Annotated in this window: 12 protein-coding genes; 3 read left to right on the forward strand and 9 right to left on the reverse strand. The window is 65.6% G+C overall.

Features of this window, described 5'->3' with window-relative positions:
- Positions 1-10: 10 nt before the first annotated feature.
- From GLS40_RS05540 to recA, 3 genes are all read right to left on the reverse strand, one after another.
- Entirely contained in the window at positions 11-2,668 is a 2,658-nt protein-coding gene (locus GLS40_RS05540) for a calcium-binding protein (RefSeq protein WP_160381732.1), read from the reverse strand.
- A gap of 400 nt (positions 2,669-3,068) precedes the next feature.
- The gene (locus GLS40_RS18095; protein ID WP_160381733.1) at positions 3,069-7,571 is read right to left on the reverse strand and encodes a beta strand repeat-containing protein; all 4,503 of its coding nucleotides are present in this window, start codon (positions 7,569-7,571) and stop codon (positions 3,069-3,071) included.
- 554 nt (positions 7,572-8,125) lie between these two features.
- Positions 8,126-9,196 (reverse strand): recombinase RecA, encoded by a 1,071-nt coding sequence (recA, locus tag GLS40_RS05550; protein WP_160381734.1) that lies wholly within the window; start codon positions 9,194-9,196, stop codon positions 8,126-8,128.
- Positions 9,197-9,376: 180 nt separating this feature from the next.
- Here recA and GLS40_RS05555 point away from each other — a divergent pair, with 180 nt between their 5' ends.
- Positions 9,377-9,970, forward strand: coding sequence for a sulfotransferase family protein (locus GLS40_RS05555; protein WP_160381735.1), 594 nt, complete (start codon positions 9,377-9,379; stop codon positions 9,968-9,970).
- A gap of 9 nt (positions 9,971-9,979) precedes the next feature.
- Here the strand turns inward: GLS40_RS05555 and GLS40_RS05560 are convergent, their stop codons facing one another.
- The 5 genes from GLS40_RS05560 to GLS40_RS05580 form a co-directional block, all read right to left on the reverse strand.
- Positions 9,980-12,319, reverse strand: coding sequence for an ATP-binding protein (locus GLS40_RS05560; RefSeq protein WP_160381736.1), 2,340 nt, complete (start codon positions 12,317-12,319; stop codon positions 9,980-9,982).
- 106 nt (positions 12,320-12,425) lie between these two features.
- Entirely contained in the window at positions 12,426-13,592 is a 1,167-nt protein-coding gene (locus GLS40_RS05565; RefSeq protein WP_160381737.1) for an RsmB/NOP family class I SAM-dependent RNA methyltransferase, read from the reverse strand.
- A 171-nt stretch (positions 13,593-13,763) separates the two neighbouring features.
- A complete protein-coding gene (gene preA / locus GLS40_RS05570; protein ID WP_160381738.1) occupies positions 13,764-15,065 on the reverse strand; it encodes an NAD-dependent dihydropyrimidine dehydrogenase subunit PreA in 1,302 nt (433 codons plus the stop codon).
- Positions 15,066-15,440, reverse strand: coding sequence for a VOC family protein (locus GLS40_RS05575; RefSeq protein WP_160381739.1), 375 nt, complete (start codon positions 15,438-15,440; stop codon positions 15,066-15,068). It abuts the gene before it with no gap.
- A 189-nt stretch (positions 15,441-15,629) separates the two neighbouring features.
- Positions 15,630-16,964: an NAD(P)-dependent oxidoreductase gene (locus GLS40_RS05580; protein WP_160381740.1), complete on the reverse strand. Its 1,335-nt coding sequence runs from the start codon at positions 16,962-16,964 to the stop codon at positions 15,630-15,632.
- A 662-nt stretch (positions 16,965-17,626) separates the two neighbouring features.
- On the opposite strand from GLS40_RS05580, the gene GLS40_RS05585 reads away from it, so the two are divergent.
- Both GLS40_RS05585 and ilvN read left to right on the forward strand, forming a co-directional pair.
- Positions 17,627-19,372 (forward strand): acetolactate synthase 3 large subunit, encoded by a 1,746-nt coding sequence (locus GLS40_RS05585; protein WP_160381741.1) that lies wholly within the window; start codon positions 17,627-17,629, stop codon positions 19,370-19,372.
- Between the two features lie 17 nt (positions 19,373-19,389).
- On the forward strand, positions 19,390-19,953 hold the full coding sequence (gene ilvN, locus GLS40_RS05590; protein ID WP_160381789.1) for an acetolactate synthase small subunit: 564 nt from the start codon (positions 19,390-19,392) through the stop codon (positions 19,951-19,953).
- Between the two features lie 92 nt (positions 19,954-20,045).
- Here the strand turns inward: ilvN and GLS40_RS05595 are convergent, their stop codons facing one another.
- Positions 20,046-20,420 (reverse strand): hypothetical protein, encoded by a 375-nt coding sequence (locus GLS40_RS05595; protein ID WP_160381742.1) that lies wholly within the window; start codon positions 20,418-20,420, stop codon positions 20,046-20,048.
- Between the last annotated feature and the right edge of the window lie 52 nt (positions 20,421-20,472).

Here is a 20,472-nt window from a genome sequence, read left to right on the forward strand (position 1 = left end):
CGCGGAGCCCTCACAGCACCAGGAAATCGGCGGCGGTGAGGACCGGCGCCCCGGCGATCTCGGCCAGCAGCGTCAGCCCGCCGGCCGCGTTGCCGTTGGCATCGTAGTAAAGCCGCCCGGTGGCGGCGGCATAGATGACATGGTCGTTCGCATCGCCTGCCGCGCCGGTGGCGAACTGGCCCGCAGGAAGCGCCCCGGGCGACAAGGCCGTCATGACCGCACTGTCCAGCGCGATCCGGTCCGTACCCGGGACAAAATCCGCGACCCTGTCCATCGCACCGTCCAGCACGTCAAAGACAAAGGTATCCACCCCGCCCCCGCCGGCCAGTGAATCCGCACCGACGCCGCCCGCAAGCGTATCATTGCCCGCGCCGCCCGCCAGATCGTCCTCGCCCGCGCCGCCCTCCAGCGTGTCATTGCCGTCCTGGCCGAACAGCGTGTCGTTCCCGGCCGCGCCGTTCAGCAGATCCCATCCGCCCAGGCCGCGCATCTCGTTCGCGCCGCCATCGCCGCGCAGGACGTCGGCAAAGGTGCTGCCGGTGACGTTCTCGATCCCGATGAAGCTGTCCCCGGCCGCGATCCCGGTGTTGAGCGCCGCATTGGCCAGGTTCACCGTCAGGCCCGCCGCGCTGTCGTTGTAGAGCGCCCGGTCGATCCCGCCGCCGCCATTCAGCACGTCGCCGCCCGAACCGCCCGTCAGGATGTCGTTTCCGGCCCCGCCGTTGAGGGTATCGCCCAGCAGGCCGCCGAAGAGGTAATCGTTTCCCGCCTCGCCGAACAGCACGTCAGCGCCGTTGCGGCCATGCAGCTGGTCGTTCCCGCCCAGGCCGCGCAGAACGTTGTCGCCCGTATCGCCGCGCAGGTTGTCGTCATGGGCCGATCCGGTCAGGTTCTCGATCCCGGAATAGGTGTCGCCCGCCGCAAACCCCAGGTTCTGCGCCGGGAACTGCAGGTCGGCGCGCACGCCGGTGCCCGCATCCTCGTAAGACGCGGTGTCGATGCCGCTGCCGCCGATCAGCATATCCGGCCCCGTGCCGCCGATCAGCAGGTCGTCATCCGTGCCGCCGTCCAGCGTGTCCTGACCGATCCCGCCGATCAGCGTGTCGTTGCCAGAGCCTCCGTGGATCTCGTCGAACCCCGCATTGCCGTCCAGCCTGTCCGCCCCCTCGTTGCCGATGAGCAGGTCGTGCCCTGCCCCGGCATCCACCGTGTCGCCGCCGGTGCTGCCGAAATAGATCTCGTCCGCCGCCGTCATCACGCGGCTGTCCGGTGCCGAGCTTGCCACCACCAGCGTGCGCGTATCCGCTGTCAGCGCGGCAACCGAAACCGTCACACCGGCCATCGTCACGAATTCGATCTCGGCCAGGTAGTCCACACCCTCGCTGGCCGAGATCGCGTAGAACCCCGCCCCCGCGGCGAGGAAGCTGAAATCGGCCTGGGCGGTGGCAAAGACGGCGGTGTCGATATCCGCGCCGCCCGTGATCGTGTCGTCACCCGTGCCGCCGGTCAGCGTGTCGTTCCCGCCAAAGCCCGCGATGAAATCGTCCCCCGCCCCGCCATCGAGGATCAGCAGATCGTCAAACAGGTTCGACCCGTAGATCGTATCGTTGTGGGCAGAGCCAAGCACCGCCTCGATATTGACAAAGATATCGCCCTGCGCGTCGCCGGTGGACAGATACCCGACCTGATGGGGCTGGTTGAACAGGTCGATCACCAGCCCCGTCGTCGAGGTCTGGTAGCTGGCCACATCCACGTCGCCCGGCACGCCTGCGATACCGCCGTTCAGCGCATCGGCCCCGGCGCCGCCGATCAGCGTATCGCTGCCCTCGCCGCCGTCCAGGCCATCGTCGCCCTCCTCCCCCAGCAGCAGGTCGTTGCCACGGCCGCCATTGATGTTGTCGTCACCCAGCCCGCCAAAGATCACATCGGCCCCCGCGCCGGAGCCGTCGGGGTTGTCGCCGAAGATGTTGCCGTCGTTCCCGGCGCCGCCATAGATCGTATCGTTGCCAAGACCGCCGATCAGAAAGCCGTCGTCGCCGTCGCCACCGTCGATCAGGTCATTGCCGCCCTGCCCGTCGATCCGGTCGATCCCGCCCAGCCCGCTGAGCACGTCGTTGCCGCCCTGCCCCAGCAGGCTGTTGTCGGCGCCATTCCCGGTGAAGGCCATCGGGATCGTGTCGAGCAGCGCCTGCAGCGGCGAGAAATTCCCGCTGCCGAAGGCGGTCGCGACGGCGGTGCCCAGGGCCGCGGCCGACATCGCGCCCGTATCCACCGTGCCCACGGCCACAAGGTTGCTGCGCAGCGAGGCCGCCGCCAGCGCGGCCTGGAAATCCAGTTCGGAGGCAAACCCGGCCGCGCCGGTCTGCCAGACCGCGTGCCGGGCTTCGTTGAACTGGACCGAAAAGCCGGTGATCGTGCCGCTGGTGAAAACCGGGACCGTGCCGCCCCCCGCCACAGGCGCAGAGCCGAGGGTCAGCCCGGTCCCGAAGAAGGTGATCCGGCCCTGAAAGGTCGTGTCCGCCAGGAAGGTGACCTGTGTGCTGCTGGGTGTGGTCAGCGGGTCCACGACCGGCGCATCGGGGCCGAAGATCTGGCCTTGGGCAAAGTAGCCGTCGACGCCGAGGAAGATGAAATCGGAGCTTGTCAGGATGTTCGCGGTCCAGGCCATCGACGGTCCTTTCAAATGTGTTTTGGTAATCGGAATATCTGTCGCGGCAACCGCGTCATGGGCGGCGCGAAAAATGCATTGCATGGGCAGACTAGCAGTGACCTGAGGAAATCCGGAATAGGGGAATTCCATACCCGGAACCAAGTCATTGATTTATTTTGGTTTACCGCCCCACCTGACAGCCGGCCGCCAGTCACGCCGCCACCCATGAGACACCGGAGCGGGGCCACAGGTCGCCCTTAAGGCGACAAAATCCGCCACCGTCAGCTCGGGCGCGCCGGTGAGAGCCGCGCGCAATCTCAGCCCGTCCGGACCGGGCGCCGGCAGGCTGTGCCGGAACGCAAACGGCGGCGGGTCCGAAGCCCCGCCGCCGTTGTCTTAGGGTGTCCGATCCGCTCTGTCAGAAGACGAAGAAATCCGCCGCCGTCAGGGCCGGGGCGCCGGTGAACTCCGCCAGCAGCGTCAGCCCGCCCGCGCCATTGCCGTTGTCGTCGTAGAAGAGACGCCCGCTGGCCACCTGGTAGATGATGAAGTCATTGGCATCGGCCGCGGACCCGGTGGCGAACTGGCCCGCGGGCAGCGCTCCGGGGGTGAGCGAGGTCATGACCGAACTGTCCAGCCCCACCATGTCGGTGCCCAGAACGAAGTCGCCAACCGTATCGGCCACCCCGTCGAGCACGTCGAAGATGAAGTTGTCAGCCCCGCCGCCCCCAAAGAGTATGTCTGCCCCGACGCCGCCGATCAGGTCGTCATCCCCGGCGCCGCCGCGCAGGTCGTCCGCATCGGCACCGCCTTCCAGCGTGTCGTTGCCATCCTGCCCGAAGAGCGAGTCATTGCCCGCAGCGCCGGTGATCAGGTCAAAGCCGCCGAGGCCGCGGATATCGTTGGCCCCGGTATCGCCGCGCAGCACGTCGGCGAATTCCGACCCGGTCAGGTTCTCGACACTGATGAAGGTGTCACCCGCCGCGATGCCGGTGTTGAGTGCCGCATTGGCCATGTTCACCGTCAGGCCCGCCGCGCTGTCGTTGTACATCGCGCGGTCGATCCCGCTGCCGCCGTTCAATAGGTCTGCCCCGCTGCCGCCGGTCAGCACGTCGTCTTCGGATCCGCCGAAAAGCTCATCGTCCAGCAGGCCGCCGAAGAGGAAATCGACACCGCCTTCGCCAAAGAGCGTATCGGCCCCGTTCCGGCCCTGGATCTGGTCGTCGCCTCCCAGGCCACGGATCAGGTTGTCACCGGTATCGCCGCGCAAATTGTCGGTGGCGTTGGTGCCGCTCAGGTTCTCGATGCCGACATAGGTGTCGCCCGCGGCAAAGCCGGTGTTCAGGGCCGAGAACTGGAGGTCGGCGATAACCCCAAGGGCGCTGTCGCTGTAATCGGCCCGGTCGATGCCGCCGCCACCGTTCAGGATATCGCCGCCGTCGCCGCCGACCAGAACGTCGTCATCGGCCCCGCCGCGCAGGTCGTCGCTGCCGATGCCGCCCAGCAGGGAGTCGTTCCCGGCCTCGCCGAACAGCGTGTCGTTGCCGCCAAGACCGTTGATCGTGTCATTGCCGGACAGGCCGCGGATCTCGTTGTCGGCCCCGTCACCGCTGAGCGTGTCGTTGAAATTCGATCCGGTCAGGTTCTCGATCGACGAATAGGTATCGCCCGCCGCATCGCCCGTGTTGAGCGCCGAATTGGTCAGGTTGGCGACCACCCCGGCTGTGGCATCGTCATAGACCGCCCGGTCGATGCCGGCGCCGCCATTCAGCGCATCGCCCCCGGTGCCGCCATTCAGCACGTCGTTGTCGGCGCCGCCGTTCAGCTCGTCATCGTTGATGCCGCCAAACAGAAAGTCATTCCCGGCCTCGCCAAAGAGCGTGTCGTTCCCGGCGCGGCCGAAGATCTGATCGCCTCCGTCCAACCCGCGGATGCGGTTGTCGCCCGTATTTCCGCGCAGGTTGTCGTCGAAGGACGACCCGTTCAGATTCTCGATCGACCCGAAGGTGTCGCCCGCCGCAAAGCCGGTGTTCGCGTTCGGGAACTGCAGGTCGGCCAGCACTCCGGCAGTTGCGTCCTCGTAGGTGGCGAGGTCGATCCCGGCCCCGCCCAGCAGGGCGTCAGCGCCGGCGCCCCCCTGCAGGGTATCGTTGTTGTCGCCACCGATCAGGCTGTCATCGCCGCCGCCGCCTTGCAGGAAATCCAGCCCGCTGCCGCCGTCGAGCGTGTCGTTCCCGCCAGCGCCGAACAGGCTGTCACCGCCGTTGCCGCCCTCGATCACGTTCTCGGTGTTGTCGCCGGTCAGCGTGTCGTCAAACTGCGACCCGCGCAGGCCCTCGATCGAGATGAAGGTGTCACCCGCGGCATCGCCGGTATTCACACCCGGATTCGCCAGGCTGACCTGCACGGCCGCGCCCGCCGTCTCGTAGCTGGCGATGTCGCCGTTTCCACCGCCGTCCAGCAGATCCGCGCCGCTGCCGCCGACCAGCGTGTCCTCGCCGCTGTCGCCGAACAGCATGTCGATATCCGCCCCGCCGTTGAGGAAGTCGCCCCCCGCGCCGCCGTGCAGCTCGTCATTGCCATTGGCGCCGATCAGGCTGTCGATGCCCGCGTCGCCCTCCAGCGTGTCGTTGCCCGCACCGCCGTTCAATGTGTCGTTGTCGTTGCCACCGGACAGGCTGTCGTTGTCGTTGCCACCGTCCAGCGTATCGTTGCCGTCGCCGCCCAGCAGCGTGTCGTCACCCGACCGGCCCGCAAGCGTGTCGTTGCCCGCGTCGCCGACAATCGAATCCCGTACGTTGGTCCCGACGATGTCCTCGTTGCTTCCATCGCCGAAGATCGTGATGTGTTCGGATTCGAAATTATCCCAGTCCTGGAACTGCCAACCGTTGATATTCAACAACTCGACGTAGTCCATCGAGATCTCGATGAGGTCGGTGCCGGACCCGTCGGCGCCGTCGATCAAGACGTCAGGAAGGATTTCGTTCGCAGCATCCAATTCACCCGCCGACAGGCGCAGCGTCATCGCCCCGGCTGTGAATTGAAACACATCGATCGATGCAAAGTCGATCGAGACGTCGGAGAAATCGAAGATCCCGGCCCCTTGCAGGCGGATCGTGTCGACTCCGATGCCGCCGTCGACAGAGTCGAGGGTGGAGTTGTCATTCGCCGCGTTGAAAATGATGAGGTCGTTGCCGTCCCCGCCTATGATCGTGTCGGCCCCGCCACCGCCGGCGATGGTGTCGTTCCCGATACCGCCCAAAATCCTCTCGGCGCCCGAGCCGCCTGTGATCGAGTCGTTCCCGTCCTGGCCGTCGATGAAGATCAGGCCACCGTCGAGCGACGTGATCGTGTCATCTCCCTGGGTGGCAATCACGCGCTCCATGTTGTCGAACTGCAGCGTACCGCCGAACCCTGTCCATGTCCCGGTGTTGTCCGACGCGACGGTGATGCTGATCGCTTCGAATGCGGTGATGACCGCACTGGCGTCGAGCGTGTCGATTTCGGCGCCTCCGTCGATGTTGTCGGTGAATGCTCCGTCCTCTTGGATGAAGAGGTCGTCACCGCCGTCACCCATCAGCGAGTCCACATCTAAGCCGCCCGTGATCGTGTCATTCCCGGCACCGCCGTGAATCGTGTCAGAGCCCGAGTTGCCATTGAGCGAATCGTCACCGGCCTGGCCAAAGATCTCTTCGTCAAGATTGCCGCCGTTCACTACTGAATCCGTCGTGCCGGAGGTGATGACATGTGTGTCGACGAAGTTGCGCGGCGTGGAGTTGTAATCCGCCCCTTCGATCGTGCCTTCGCGCGGATCCCAGATCGACGCCTCGATATTTGCGCCCGTATCCCAGGCAAAGAGGATGCGCCCGTCGCCCGTCACCCCGACTGTGGGCCGGGACCAGGCGCCTTCCACAACCGTGACTTCATTGCCATCGAATGCGCCGTTGGCCAGAAAGGCCCGAGCCTTGATGGAAAAGGGGCTGACGTCGTTATCCCAGATAATGACGAACCCACCGTCCGGAAGGCCAACGATCTCGGGCTCGTTCTGGCCGGACCCGACCGCGCCGGATACGATGAAGGGCGCGGCAACCAGCCCGCCAACTTCGTTGAAGACGGCAGTCAGTACCTGGGAATTTTGCTCCCATGTAACGGCAAAACCGCCTCCGGCCAGGCCGGCGACATGCGGATCACTGGCCGGCCCGGCTGAAACGGAGCTAGTCACGCCGACCTGTACGCCGGCTGAGTCGCGGATCTGGAACTCGAGGCTGGTGCCGCCGGCATCCTCTTCTTCATAGACCGAGACCATGTTGCCATTGGTCAGAAGCGCCACGTCACTACGGCGATCGAAATCGTTCGAATTCTGACCGGCTTCGAATTCCGGCGCAATGACCGTGCCTGTGGCACCGATCCTGACCGCCATGATGTTCTCGTCACCACCGGTGTTGCGCGTGTAGGTCACGTAGGATTCGTTTGTTAAGGTGTCGACGACAACCTGCGGGTCGCGCAGATCGTCGTTGGCGACGCTCTCAATGGCAAACCTCTGTAGATGGGTGTTGACCCCGGCCGCATTGAACCGTTCCCAATGGAGTTCCGTGGACGTTACGGTTTCGGGTTCGCGATAGACCAGGATGAAGCCGCCGTCGTTGGTGGCTGCAACATCGAACTCGCCTTCGTCGTCTTCGGTCGAGCTCACGTTCATCACGAAGGAATCCACGACGACGTTACCTTCGGCGTCGTAGATTTTGCCGATGATCCCGGTTCCGTCCTGCGACTCGACGCCGTCGGTGCCACCCTCCTCCCAGGCGATGAGGATGTTGCCGTTGGAAAGGCCGATGATCCTGGGCTCTTCTATCGAGAAGGGAATGTCGGCAGTGCCGGTGTTCACCACGAACGGTGCAAGCCATTCAACAGGGGTGGCCATGGGAAATCCTTTCTGTGATCACGTGATCGAAATCGCGGTGGGTCTGGTGTACGCCGGCTCTGGAAACGCGGGCGGTGGTCCGGATGAGTTTTGGTAAATCAGATTTTGAACAAGTCGTGTCTTTATTATGTGCAACAAGAACATAGACGTCTGGCGCCCAGAAAATCAATCCCTTCGGCTCAGTCATCCCGGCGTCCCCCGGGGCTTCAATTCCTCGCGCATCCTACCGCTATGCTGCCCCCGATCCGGGCAAATGAGTATGGCGGAATTCCTTACCCATTGCCGGTCGTCAGACCCCCGGTTTCGCCGCATGTCGGCGGCAAACGCTTAAAGCACATCCTCAGTACACCATTTTCCGCCGCCGGGCGAGACCCCAACGACGGGGGGCCGGACGGCAGCACCTTTCTGGCTGTCGGGCCCCACCAGGGCCGCGGCAGCGTATCACCGTCCCGCGCCCCGTCCCGACAGGGCCCTGCCCGACATGAAAAAGGGACGGCCCGATGGACCGTCCCCTGTCGTTTCAGACCTGGCTTCCAGGCTGGGCGGATGCCGCCTCAGTCCTCCAGCACGTCTTTCTCGTCCTCGTCGGACATGCCGAACTCCAGCCCGTGGGCCGCACGGATCTTGTCTTCGATCTCGATCGCGATGCCGGTGTTTTCCTTCAGGTAGTTCTTGGCGTTCTCGCGCCCCTGTCCGATCCGCTCGTCCCCGTAAGAGAACCACGAGCCGGATTTTTCGACCACGCCAGCCTTGACGCCCAGGTCCAGCAGCTCGCCGGTCTTGGAGATCCCCTCGCCATACATGATGTCGAATTCCACCTGCTTGAACGGCGGGGCGACCTTGTTCTTGACCACCTTGACGCGGGTCTGGTTGCCCACGACCTCGTCCCGGTCCTTGATCGCGCCGATACGGCGGATGTCGAGGCGGACGGAGGAATAGAATTTCAGCGCGTTGCCGCCGGTCGTGGTTTCGGGAGAGCCGAACATCACGCCGATCTTCATCCGGATCTGGTTGATGAAGATGACCATGCAGTTGGATTTCGAGATCGAGCCGGTCAGCTTGCGCATCGCCTGGCTCATCAGGCGGGCATGCACGCCGACCGAGCTGTCGCCCATGTCGCCCTCAAGCTCGCTCTTGGGGGTCAGAGCCGCCACCGAGTCGACAACCACCAGGCTCACGGCGCCCGAACGGACCAGCGTGTCGGTGATCTCCAGCGCCTGTTCCCCGGTGTCGGGCTGCGAAATCAGCAGCTCGTCGAGGTCGACGCCCAGCTTCTTGGCATAGGTCGGGTCCAGCGCGTGTTCCGCGTCGACAAAGGCGCAGACGCCGCCCTTCTTCTGTTCCTCGGCCACGCAATGCAGCGTCAGCGTCGTCTTGCCCGAGCTTTCCGGGCCGTAGATTTCGATGATCCGGCCCTTGGGCAGCCCGCCGATGCCAAGCGCGATGTCCAGGCCCAGCGAGCCGGTCGATGTCGCCTCGATATCCTTGAACGGATTGTCACCGCCCAGCTTCATGATCGAGCCCTTGCCGAATTGCCGCTCGATCTGTGCGAGCGCCGAATCCAGGGCCTTCTGCTTGTTCGCGTCGCGCTTGCTGTCCATGGAAAGAAGATCTGCCGTTGCCATTCTTGACATCCTTTTTTCATACCCGTCGCCGGGTGGCAATGACTGCCGATGTTCGCCTCTTGTTCTCGTCCTGATAGGACCAAAAAGAGAACATTTCAATCTATTTCTTTGCTCGCCATCTTTTGCCCGCAACGGTTAAATTGTAGTTTACGGCGGAGGAAATCAGGCAACGGGCGGAAAATGCTGGTCTTTTCAAAGGCGAAACTGGTGATCCTGTCGATCCCCAAGACGGGGACCACGGCGATCGAGACGGCGCTTGGGCCAAGTGCGGCGATCTGGGTGCAGGATCCGCCCGATCTGAAACATGCGCCGATCTACCGGTACAACCGCTTCTTTCGCCCGGCGCTGGAAAAATTTGTCTCGCCCGATATCCAGACGATGGCCGTGGTGCGTGAGCCGATCTCGTGGCTCGGCTCCTGGTGGCGGTACCGCCAGCGGCCCTTCATGGAGGGCAAGGCCAATGCGACCCACGGCATCAGCTTCGACGACTTCGTCGAGGCCTATTGCCAGGGCAAGCCGCCCGCATTCGCCAATGTCGGCAGCCAGGCGAATTTTCTGAAACCGCAGCCGAACGGCACCAGCATCGACCTGCTGTTCCGCTACGAGGATCAGCCGAAACTTCTGGCCTTCCTCGAAGAGCGGCTGGAGCGACCGATCACCCTCGCCCGCGAGAACGTCTCGCCCGAGATACCTGTCGCTCTGTCCCCCGCGGTCGAGGCCAAGTACCGCCGGAAATGCGCGGCGGAGTTCGAGCTTTACGAGGGCATCGCCTGAGCCCGGCCCTCAGTGCATCTGCCGCTGCACCGTGTCGGTCAGCTGCTTCAGCGAAAACGGCTTGGGCAGGAAGACGGAATTCGGGATCTGCGCCTGGGCGTCGCCAAAGCTGTCCTCGGCATAGCCCGAGACAAAGACCACGCGCACCCCGGGCCGGTGCTGCAGCGCGATCTTGACCCAGCTGGGGCCATCCATGCCCGGCATCACCACGTCGGTGACGAAGATGTCGACGTTCAGGGCGCCGTCCTCCAGGGTCTTCAGGGCTTCCTCGGCGCTCTCCGCCTCCAGCACCGTATAGCCGCGCAACCGCAGCGCCTGCGAGGCGAAAGCGCGCACCGGCGCCTCGTCCTCCACCAGCAGCACGACGCCCTCGGCCATGCCGGCATCCAGTTTGGTGTGCACCGGGTGCTGCACCTCGGGCTGGTCGACAATATCGGACTCGTCAACCCGCAGCGCGGGGTCGTAGACCGGGAACAACAGAGTGAAACAGGTGCCCTGCCCCGGTTCGCTGTCGGCAAAGATGAAACCGCCGGTCTGCTTGACGATGCCATAGGCGGTCGAGAGGCCCAGCCCGGTGCCCTCGCCGATCCGCTTGGTGGTGAAGAAGGGTTCGAAGACCTTGGTCAGCTTGTCGGCGGGAATGCCCCGCCCGGTGTCGATGACCCGGACCGAGACATATTCGCCTGCCGCCACCTCGGCGCGGTCGCGCTTCAACGGCCGGGACAGGCGCAGCGATTCGGTGACGATCCGGATCTCGCCCCCGTTCGGCATGGCGTCGCGCGAGTTCACCACCAGGTTCATCAGCACCTGTTCCAGCTGCCGCTTGTCGGCCCGGATCGTGCGCAGCAACGGATCGTGGGACAGGCTCAGCGTCACCTTTTCGCCCACCAGCCGGTTCAGCAGATGGGTCAGGTCGGACAGGGTATCGCGCAGGTCCAGCACCTCGGGGCGCAGGGTCTGCTTGCGCGAGAAGGCGAGCAGCTGGCCGACGAGGGATGCGGCGCGATTGGCGTTCTGATTGATCTGGATGAGGTCGCCATATTCCTGATCCCCGGGATCGTGGCGCAACAAGAGCAGGTCGCAATGCCCTGAAATTGCGGTCAGAAGGTTGTTGAAGTCATGCGCGACACCGCCGGCCAGCTGGCCGATGGCCTGCATCTTCTGGCTCTGGACGAACTGTGCCTCAAGCGTCTTGAGCTCGGTCGCATCGCTGAGCACGGCCAGCAGCCGCGCCTCATGCTCGCCCGGCATGCGTTTCAGCGTGACCTGGACGTAGGATTCGCGGTCCGGATGCGACAGGCGCAGGAATTCCGAATGGGTCGGCTCACGCCCCGCCGCCGCCTCGTCCAGCCAGTCGGTCAGGGAGCGGCCCAGCCCCTCCATCACGTCGGACAGCTGCGCCCCGGCGGTACCGGACGGCCCGAGCATGTCGCGCGCGGGCATGTTCGCCAGCTCGATCCGGCCTCCGGGGCCGAGCATCAGAAGCGGCACCGGCAGGTCGTCGAAATAGGCCGGCCCGTCGGCGGGCGGTTTTTCCGCGGTCTCGCCCGCGCTGTCACCGCGGGGCAGCAGCATCAATTCGCGCCGCCCGGCATTGTCGGCCAGTTCCAGCACCAGCACGGGGACGATACCCGCAACGCCGCGCAGCTTGTTCACCTCGCCCGGCCTGATCGGCAGCGTGTCGAACATGCTGTCGAGGCTGCGGGGCCGACCGCCGACGAGATGGCGGGCGGCCTCGTTCATGAAGAGGATCGAATTGCTGCGGCCAACCGTCACCAGCGCCGCGCGATCCTCGGACGCGGCTTGAAGATCGCCCGACAGACCATTGAAACGCCATATGAAATGATCCGGCTCCACCCGGTGCACGCCAAGCTGGAATCTTGCGGTGCCGGTGGCGAGGTCTTCCTGCGCGCTGGCCCCGCATGTCGCCACCGTCTGCATGCGGCGCAGGGTGGCGACCGGGTTGGCCAGCTTGTGGTGCAGCGACTCCGACAGGGTATCGCGCAGGTCCACGCCGAAGAAGGCCGTCGCGGCGGGATTGGCATGCAGGATACGCCGCTCGCTGTCGGTGACGATCACCGGGGCGGGATCCCCGGCCAGCACAGCCGCCAGCGACGAGAGATCGCCATGCCCGCGCGCCGCATGCAGGCGCGCCAGCAGGTGCAGGATGGCGAAGAGCGTCAGCAGCGTCAGCCCGGCCGCGACGCAGATGACCGACATCCTGCCGTCCGGCATGACCAGACCGGCGGCCAGCGCCACCAGCGCCACGGGCGGCAGCAACAGCCGGCGCAGGCCCAGCTCGCTGGCAAACCGGCTCATCCGCCCGGACCCGTCGTGCCGTGCCGTCATTGGCTGCCGTGACCTCACTCATCCCGGGCGGGCCGGTCCCGCCACGCTCCATATCGACACAAGAACGTTAACCGGTGCTTAAGCCGAGGCCAAACCTTTCCGGTTTTCAGGGTTTTTGCAGGTGGCAGAGGAAGAATCCGTCGGCCCCCTCGTCCAGTCCGATGCGGCGAGTCAGGCCCTGGGACCAACCGGGATGGGCGGCGAGGAACCCCGCGATGCGATCCTCGTTCTCGGCCCGCAGCAGCGAGCAGGTCACATAGACGAGGCGCCCGCCGGGGACGACGAGCCGCGCGGCCTCGTCCAGGATCGCGGACTGGATGGCGTTGAGATCGGCCAGCCGTTCGGGCGTCAGCGACCACTTGCCCTCGGGCGACCGGCGCCAGGTGCCGCTGCCGGAACAGGGCGCATCGCACAGGACAATGTCGAAGGAGCCAAGCTGCTCCAGCGCCTTGGTCTCGGCCAGCCGGATCCTGACGCCCGCCCGGTCGGCGCGGGCGGGAATGTCCTTCATCCGACCGGCGTCGATGTCATGGCATGTCATCTGCACATCGGCCCGCGCCGCCAGAGCCAGAGCCTTCCCCCCGCCACCGGCACAGAAATCCAGCACTTTCAGACCGTTGAACAGCGGAATTGATGCGCTCACCGCCTGGCTGGCCGCATCCTGCAGCTCGACCAGACCCGCGCGGTAGGCCTGCGACCCGGCGATCTGGCGGGCGCCGGACACCACTTCGAGCGCGGTATCGCAGAGAGGATGCGGGCGGGTGTCGATCCCCTCTGAAGATAGCGTCGCAATACATTGATCCCGCGCTATTTTCCGCACATTGACCCGCAGGTGCACCGGGGCGCGGTGCCGCATGGCGAGGGCCGCGGCCTCAAGCCCCGGGCCAAGAGCGACCTGCAGGGCCGGCACCAGCCAGTCCGGCAGGTCCAGCGCCTCACCGCCCTCGGCCGGGGGCCTAGAGCCCGCGCGCTCCGGGTCGGTGATCGGCGATGGCGCATAGCCCTGGCCGGTGAACACGGCATCGGGATCGCCGCCCGCATCGCGGATCAGGCCGATCATCAGCCCGCGGCCGGTTTCGCCGCCCCCCAGGGCCGCCAGGCTGCGCTTGCGGCGGAGCGCGTCGAACACGAGGTCGCGGATCGCCTGCCTGTCCTTGGACCCGGCAAAGCGGCTGCGACGGGCCCAGCCGGTCAGTTCGCGTTCGACCGGCTGACCGGCGAGGATACGCTCCAGCAGTTCGGCCGCCGTGGCAATGCGGGCTTCGGGTGTCATGGGGTTGTGTCCGCGCGCTGGGGTCTGTCAGGGCGCAATAGCAACCCGGGTGCCGGCAGGCAATCTCCGGCCCCGCAACGGCACCGCCTGTCCGGCGCCCCGCGGGATGCGTGCGGGGCGCCGTGCCCGCCTCGCGCCGCAAGAAAGGCGGCGCGGGGCCGGGATGGCATGCTATTCCGCCGCGACCTTCGACGGGTTGTTCGGATGGGTCGTCCAGTTGGCGTAATCGCCAACCGTCTCGCCGGTCCGCGGATCCACCGCGCCCTTGTCCAGCTCAACCATGTCGATGCAGCCCTCCACCGGGCAGACGTTGACGCAGAGGTTGCAGGCCACGCATTCCTCTTCGATCACGGTAAAGGTCCGGTCGTCCGACATGGCGATGGCCTGGTGCGAGGTGTCCTCGCAGGCGGCGAAGCAGCGGCCGCATTTGATGCAGTCGTCCTGATTGATCCGGGCCTTGGTCACGTAATTGAGGTTCAGATACTGCCAGTCGGTGACATTGGGCACGCCCTTGCCGATGAAATCCGAGGTCGCGGCATAGCCCTTCTCGTCCATCCACTGCGACAGGCCCGAGATCATCTCTTGCACCACCTTGAAGCCATAGGTCATGGCGGCGGTGCAGACCTGCACATTGCCCGCGCCCATCACCATGAACTCGGCCGCGTCACGCCAGGTGGTCACGCCGCCGATGGCGCTGATCGGCAGGCCGCGGGTGTCCGGGTCGCGCGCGATCTCGGCCACCATGTTCAGGGCAATCGGCTTGACCGCCGGGCCGCAATAGCCGCCGTGGGTGCCCTTGCCGTCGATCATCGGCTCGGGGCAGAGCATGTCCAGGTTCACGCTGGTGATGGAGTTGATCGTGTTGATCAGGCTGACCGCGTCACATTTCCCGGCATGCGCCGCCCGCGCGGGGTGGCGGATATCGGTGATATTGGGCGTCAGCTTCACGATCACCGGCTTGGAATAGTATGTCTTGCACCATTCGGTGACCATTGTGATGTATTCGGGCACCTGCCCCACGGCCGAACCCATCCCGCGTTCGGCCATGCCATGCGGGCAGCCGAAGTTCAGCTCGATCCCGTCGGCGCCGGTCTCTTCGACCAGCGGCAGGATCGCCTTCCACGAGGCCTCGTCACAGGGCACCATGAGCGAGACGATGAGCGCGCGGTCGGGGTAATCCTTCTTGACCCGGGTGATTTCCTCGAGGTTGGTGAAAAGATCGCGGTCGGTGATCAGCTCGATATTGTTGAGCCCCAGCAGGCGCCGGTCGGCCCCCCAGACGGCGCCGTAGCGCGGGCCGTTCACATTGACCACCGGCGGCCCTTCGGAACCCAGCGTCTTCCACACCACGCCACCCCATCCGGCCTCGAAGGCGCGGCGGACGTTGTATTCCTTGTCGGTTGGCGGCGCCGAGGCGAGCCAGAAGGGGTTGGGCGAGGTAATGCCCAGGAAGTCCGTCGTCAGATCAGCCATCTAGCTGCCTCCCTTGGTCTGGAGAAGGATCAGGTTGCCTTCGCTGTCATGGATCATGGCCCAGCGGATGCCCGGCTCCCACGGGGCATCCGAGGGGCCGTTGAGTGGTTCGACACCCCTACCCCGCAGCACCTCGCAGGCGGCATCGACATCGCCGGTGGCCAGGATCAGGGCGGGCTTGTCCTGCGGGGTCAGCCTGTCCTGCTGGTCGAAATGCAGCAGGGTGCGCGCGCCCGGCAGAGCCATGAAGATCCAGCGGCCCTCGCCATGAGGATTGTCCCGCTCGACCTCGAACCCCAGTATGTCGCGGTAGAAGTCGCGGGCGCGGATCATGTCGACCACGCCGATGGACTGGAAGTGGATGTTGTCGAACATCAGCCATCCCTCGCGGGCGGCATGGCGCGCGCTGCGGTGCAAGCGCCTGGCATGACGCGGCCGGCCACGCCCGCCCGCACAGCGCGGACCGGGCCCGCCGCGGGCCACGCTCGGGCCGACATCCGGCGGCGCGGGGATCGGCGGGCATGATGTCCTGGCCCGGTCACTGGCCAGCCTCCGGCTCTGCGATCATCCCATCAGCACCTTGTGAATATCCTCGGCGGCGTCGCGGCCCTCGGCCACGGCGGTCACGGTCAGGTCCTCGCCGCCGCCGGCACAGTCGCCGCCGGCCCAGACCCCGGGCAGCGAGGTGCGGCCCGCGTCCCAGACCTTGATCTTGCCGCCCTCGATCTGGATGCCCTCGGGCGCGCCCTCCAGCGTCTGGCCGATGGCCTTGAAGACCTGGTCGGCGCGCAGGCGCAGGGTCTCGCCGGTGCCGACAAGGCGGTCGCCCTCTTCGGTCGTGTATTCCAGCTCGATCTCTGCCGCCGCGCCCGCGCCATGCACGGCGACCGGCCTGACATTGGCCATGATGCGCACGCCCTTGGAGGCCGCGAGATCCTGTTCGAATGTCGACGCCCCCATGCGGGACTGCCCCCGGCGGTAGGCGATGGTCACGGTCTCGGCCCCCAGCAGCCGGGATTGGACGGCGGCATCCACGGCCGTCATCCCGCCGCCGATCACCACGACATTGCGCCCCACGGGCAGGCCGGTCAGATCGGCCGACTGGCGCAGCTCGGCGATGAAGTCGACGGCGTTGCTGACACCGCCCATGTCCTCGCCCTCGGCGCGCAGGGCATTCACCCCGGCCAGGCCGATGCCCAGGAAGACGGCGTCGAACGCCTGCTGCAGATCGTTCAGATCCAGCCCCTGCCCCAGCCCCTTGCCGGTTTCCAGGGTGATGCCGCCGATGCGCAGCAGCCAGTCGACCTCGGCCTGGGCGAAGTTGTCGGTGGACTTGTAGGCGGCGATGCCGAATTCGTTCAGCCCGCCGGGCTTGGCGCGCATGTCGTAGAGGGTGACGTCATGCCCCTTCATCGCCAGCCGGTGCGCGCAGGCGAGCCCGGCGGGGCCCGCGCCCACCACCGCCACGGTCTTGCCCGTGGGTTCGGCCCGGGTGAAGGGATGCACGTTCCGGGCCATCAGCGCATCGGTGGCGTGGCGCTGCAGGCGCCCGATCTCGACCGGCTTGCCCTCGGCCGCCTCGCGCACGCAGGCTTCCTCGCAGAGCGTTTCCGTCGGGCAGACCCGGGCGCACATGCCGCCGAGGATGTTCTGCTCGAAGATCGTCCTGGCCGCGGCCTCGGGCGTGCCGGTGGCGATCTGGCGGATGAAGAGCGGGATGTCGATCGAGGTCGGACAGGCTGTCATGCAGGGCGCGTCATGGCAGAAATAGCAGCGGTCGGCGGCCACCCGGGCCTCGTGGGCGTCATAGGGCGCGTGCAGGTCGGCGAAGTTCCTGGCGATCTGCTCGCCCGGCAGGCGCGCGGGCACGATGCCCGGGGTGGTCTGGCTGTTGCTCATTGCTGGCTCCGTCGGACTGGCTTTGCGGCAGAGCGTGCCACAGTTTTGTTTTTTTCCAAATGGTAAATTTTTGCTTTGGCGCCGGCCGCGGGCCCGGCTGGAGGGAACGCCAAAAATTCCGGCAGGCGCATGGGCGGAGGTCTTGCGCCGGCTGCGCCGTCGCGGCGGAGGGGGCTCTGCCCCCGCCCGCGCTGCGCGCGGACTCCCCCGGAGTATTTTCGACGAGATGAAGCATGGGCGATCCCGCAAGTTCATCTCGTCCCAAATACTCCCGCCGGAGGCATCCGACGGTCCGGATCGCGTCGCCCCGGCCATCCGGCGGTTCCGGCAGAGGGGGCTTGAGTCGGCTTGCCGCAACGTCAAATACCCGGCTGAATTGCGGCAAATTGCCTGTAGAGGCCTGATTGCGCAACATTTGGAAAGAATTTTGGCCCCGCAGGACACATTTTCTCTCCGTTTGGCGGTTGACGCCCCTTTGACCCGGGCCTAATGTCCGCCGCAACGAAGGAGCCTCTGGCATGACCGCACTAGTCATCATCGTAGGAGAAAGGCGCATGGGCCGGTAACCCCGGTAGACCCATAAGGTTCACCATGCGCCCCCGGATAACCACCGGGGGCTTTTTTGTACCCGAACGTCAGAAACGCAGGACGGAGAGACGCAGATGAAACGGCAGATGACAGGCGCCCAGATGGTGGTCCAGGCCCTCAAGGACCAGGGCGTCGACACCGTATTCGGCTATCCCGGCGGCGCCGTCCTGCCGATCTATGACGAGATCTTCCTGCAGAACGACATCCGTCACATCCTTGTGCGCCACGAACAGGGTGCGGTGCATGCGGCCGAGGGCTATGCCCGTTCGACCGGCAAGCCGGGCGTCGTGCTCGTGACCTCGGGTCCCGGGGCGACCAACGCGGTGACCGGGCTGACCGATGCGCTGCTCGACTCGATCCCGATTGTCGTGCTGACCGGCCAGGTCGCGACCTTCCTCATCGGCACCGACGGGTTCCAGGAGGCCGACACCGTCGGCATCACCCGCCCCTGCACCAAGCACAACTGGCTGGTGAAGGACACCGAGCGGCTGTCGGAAACCATCCACCAGGCCTTTCACGTCGCCACCTCCGGGCGGCCCGGCCCGGTGCTGATCGACATTCCCAAGGACGTGCAGTTCGCCGAAGGCAGCTATGTCGAGAAGCCCAAGGCCAAGATTTCGCATTACAAGCCCCGGATGAAGGCGGATATCGAGCAGGTGCAGGATCTCGTCGCGCTGATCGAGAAGGCCGAGCGCCCCGTCTTCTATACCGGCGGCGGCGTGATCAACTCGGGCCCCGGCGCCAGCCAGCTGCTGCGCGAGCTTGTCGACGGCACCGGATTTCCTGTCACCTCGACCCTGATGGGTCTGGGCGCCTATCCGGCTTCGGGCAAGAACTGGCTGGGCATGCTGGGGATGCACGGGCTCTACGAGGCCAACCTCGCGATGCACGGCTGCGATCTGATGATCAACCTCGGCGCGCGGTTCGACGACCGGATCACCGGCAAGGTCGAGGCCTTCTCGCCCGGCTCGCACAAGGTGCATGTCGATATCGACCCGAGCTCGATCAACAAGGTGATCCGGGTCGACCTGCCGATCATCGGCGACATCGCCCATGTGCTGGAGGATGTGCTGAAGGTGTGGAAGTCGCGCGGCCGCAAGACCAACACCGCCGCCGTCCGGCAGTGGTGGAGCCGCATCGACGAGTGGAAATCGGCGAACTGCCTGAACTACACCCCCTCGGACACCACGATCAAGCCGCAATACGCGCTCGAACGGCTGGAGGCGCTGACCAAGGGCCATGACCGCTACATCGCCACCGAGGTCGGCCAGCACCAGATGTGGGCGGCGCAGTTCCTGGGCTTCGAAGAGCCGAACCGCTGGATGACCTCGGGCGGGCTGGGCACGATGGGCTACGGCTTCCCGGCCTCCATCGGCGTGCAGATCGCCCATCCGGATGCGCTTGTGATCAACGTCGCAGGCGAGGCCTCCTGGCTGATGAACATGCAGGAGATGGGCACCGCCGTACAGTACCGTCTGCCGGTGAAGCAGTTCATCCTGAACAACGAACGCCTGGGTATGGTTCGCCAGTGGCAGGAGCTGATGCACGGCGAGCGCTATTCGCAGTCCTGGTCCGAGGCCCTGCCCGATTTCGTCAAGCTGGCCGAGGCATTTGGCGCCAAGGGCATCCTGTGCAAGGATCCCAAGGACCTGGACGATGCGATCATGGAGATGATCGAATACGACGGTCCGGTGATCTTCGACTGCCTGGTCGAGAAACACGAGAACTGCTTCCCGATGATCCCGTCGGGCAAGGCGCATAACGAGATCCTGCTGGGCGCGGAGGCCGAGGCCTTTGTCGGCGGCGGAGCCCTGGTCTAAGGAAGAGGAAGATGCTGATGTCCCCGCTCAAGATCGAGAAAGGCGCGTCGAGCCAATCCGTCTATGCCTTGCGCGACCCGAATTCGGAGGTCGAGGAAAAGCACACCCTCGCGGTGCTGGTCGAGAACGAACCGGGGGTTCTAGCCCGCGTCATCGGATTGTTCTCGGGCCGCGGCTACAATATCGAAAGCCTGACCGTGGCCGAGGTGGATCACACCGGTCATCTGTCGCGCATCACCATCGTCACCAAGGGCACGCCGGCGGTGATCGAACAGATCAAGGCGCAGCTTGGCCGTATCGTGCCCGTGCACGAGGTGCATGACCTGACGGTCGAGGGCCCCTCGGTCGAGCGCGAGCTGGCCCTGATCAAGGTCTCGGGCGAAGGCGACAAGCGGGTCGAGGCGCTGCGCCTGGCCGATATCTTCCGCGCCAATGTGGTGGATTCCACCCTCGGCAGCTTTGTTTTCGAGATCACCGGCACGCCGGAAAAGATCGACGCCTTTGCCGATCTGATGCGCCCCCTCGGGCTGCGGGAAATGGCCCGGACGGGTGTCGCGGCCCTGGCGCGCGGCTCGGAATGAGACGCGACACAGCCTGACGCACCGGATGCGTCAGGACCGGTTCGAGGGGTCGGCGGGAGCCGGCCCCTTTTTCTTTCAGGAAATCCTGCGGCTCACAATGCGGCGCCGACCAGGGCGTCTTTTCTGTCGTCGGACTTGCTCCGCCGGCGCGCTGAATCCAGCGGAATGATGATCGCCGAGGCGTTCCGGCTGCAGGATGTCGCGGGCGCATCCGGCGTGGGAAGAGCGTTCTGAAGGCGGTGCGCGAGGGTGGGAAACTGCTCCTCCGCGACGAGTCGGGGATTCGTTGCCCTCCGCATTTCCGCCTCTTCGGTGAGGTCGAACTGGACAAGATCGCCCGCGTCGAGCGCAACCATGCTTAAATCCGTATCATCGCCCGCATTGAAATATGCGAGGTCACCGTGATCCTCACACCAGATCACCGCCTTGCGGTCCGCGCTGTCACTCCAGAGTACAACTCCGAACATACCGATCCCCGTGCGTTACGCATTTCTGACCCCCAATTGAAATCTCCGCGAA

Source organism: Pseudooceanicola pacificus (assembly GCF_009789075.1).
Taxonomy (GTDB): domain Bacteria; phylum Pseudomonadota; class Alphaproteobacteria; order Rhodobacterales; family Rhodobacteraceae; genus Pseudooceanicola; species Pseudooceanicola pacificus.

What these genes read in the sequence shown, in the direction of transcription:
- GLS40_RS05540 (WP_160381732.1), bottom strand. Translation starts at nt 2,668, where the DNA reads ATGGCCTGGACCGCGAACATCCTGACAAGCTCCGATTTCATCTTCCTC.
- GLS40_RS18095 (WP_160381733.1), bottom strand. Translation starts at nt 7,571, where the DNA reads ATGGCCACCCCTGTTGAATGGCTTGCACCGTTCGTGGTGAACACCGGC.
- recA (WP_160381734.1), bottom strand. Translation starts at nt 9,196, where the DNA reads ATGGCAACGGCAGATCTTCTTTCCATGGACAGCAAGCGCGACGCGAAC.
- GLS40_RS05555 (WP_160381735.1), top strand. Translation starts at nt 9,377, where the DNA reads ATGCTGGTCTTTTCAAAGGCGAAACTGGTGATCCTGTCGATCCCCAAG.
- GLS40_RS05560 (WP_160381736.1), bottom strand. Translation starts at nt 12,319, where the DNA reads ATGACGGCACGGCACGACGGGTCCGGGCGGATGAGCCGGTTTGCCAGC.
- GLS40_RS05565 (WP_160381737.1), bottom strand. Translation starts at nt 13,592, where the DNA reads ATGACACCCGAAGCCCGCATTGCCACGGCGGCCGAACTGCTGGAGCGT.
- preA (WP_160381738.1), bottom strand. Translation starts at nt 15,065, where the DNA reads ATGGCTGATCTGACGACGGACTTCCTGGGCATTACCTCGCCCAACCCC.
- GLS40_RS05575 (WP_160381739.1), bottom strand. Translation starts at nt 15,440, where the DNA reads ATGTTCGACAACATCCACTTCCAGTCCATCGGCGTGGTCGACATGATC.
- GLS40_RS05580 (WP_160381740.1), bottom strand. Translation starts at nt 16,964, where the DNA reads ATGAGCAACAGCCAGACCACCCCGGGCATCGTGCCCGCGCGCCTGCCG.
- GLS40_RS05585 (WP_160381741.1), top strand. Translation starts at nt 17,627, where the DNA reads ATGAAACGGCAGATGACAGGCGCCCAGATGGTGGTCCAGGCCCTCAAG.
- ilvN (WP_160381789.1), top strand. Translation starts at nt 19,390, where the DNA reads ATGTCCCCGCTCAAGATCGAGAAAGGCGCGTCGAGCCAATCCGTCTAT.
- GLS40_RS05595 (WP_160381742.1), bottom strand. Translation starts at nt 20,420, where the DNA reads ATGTTCGGAGTTGTACTCTGGAGTGACAGCGCGGACCGCAAGGCGGTG.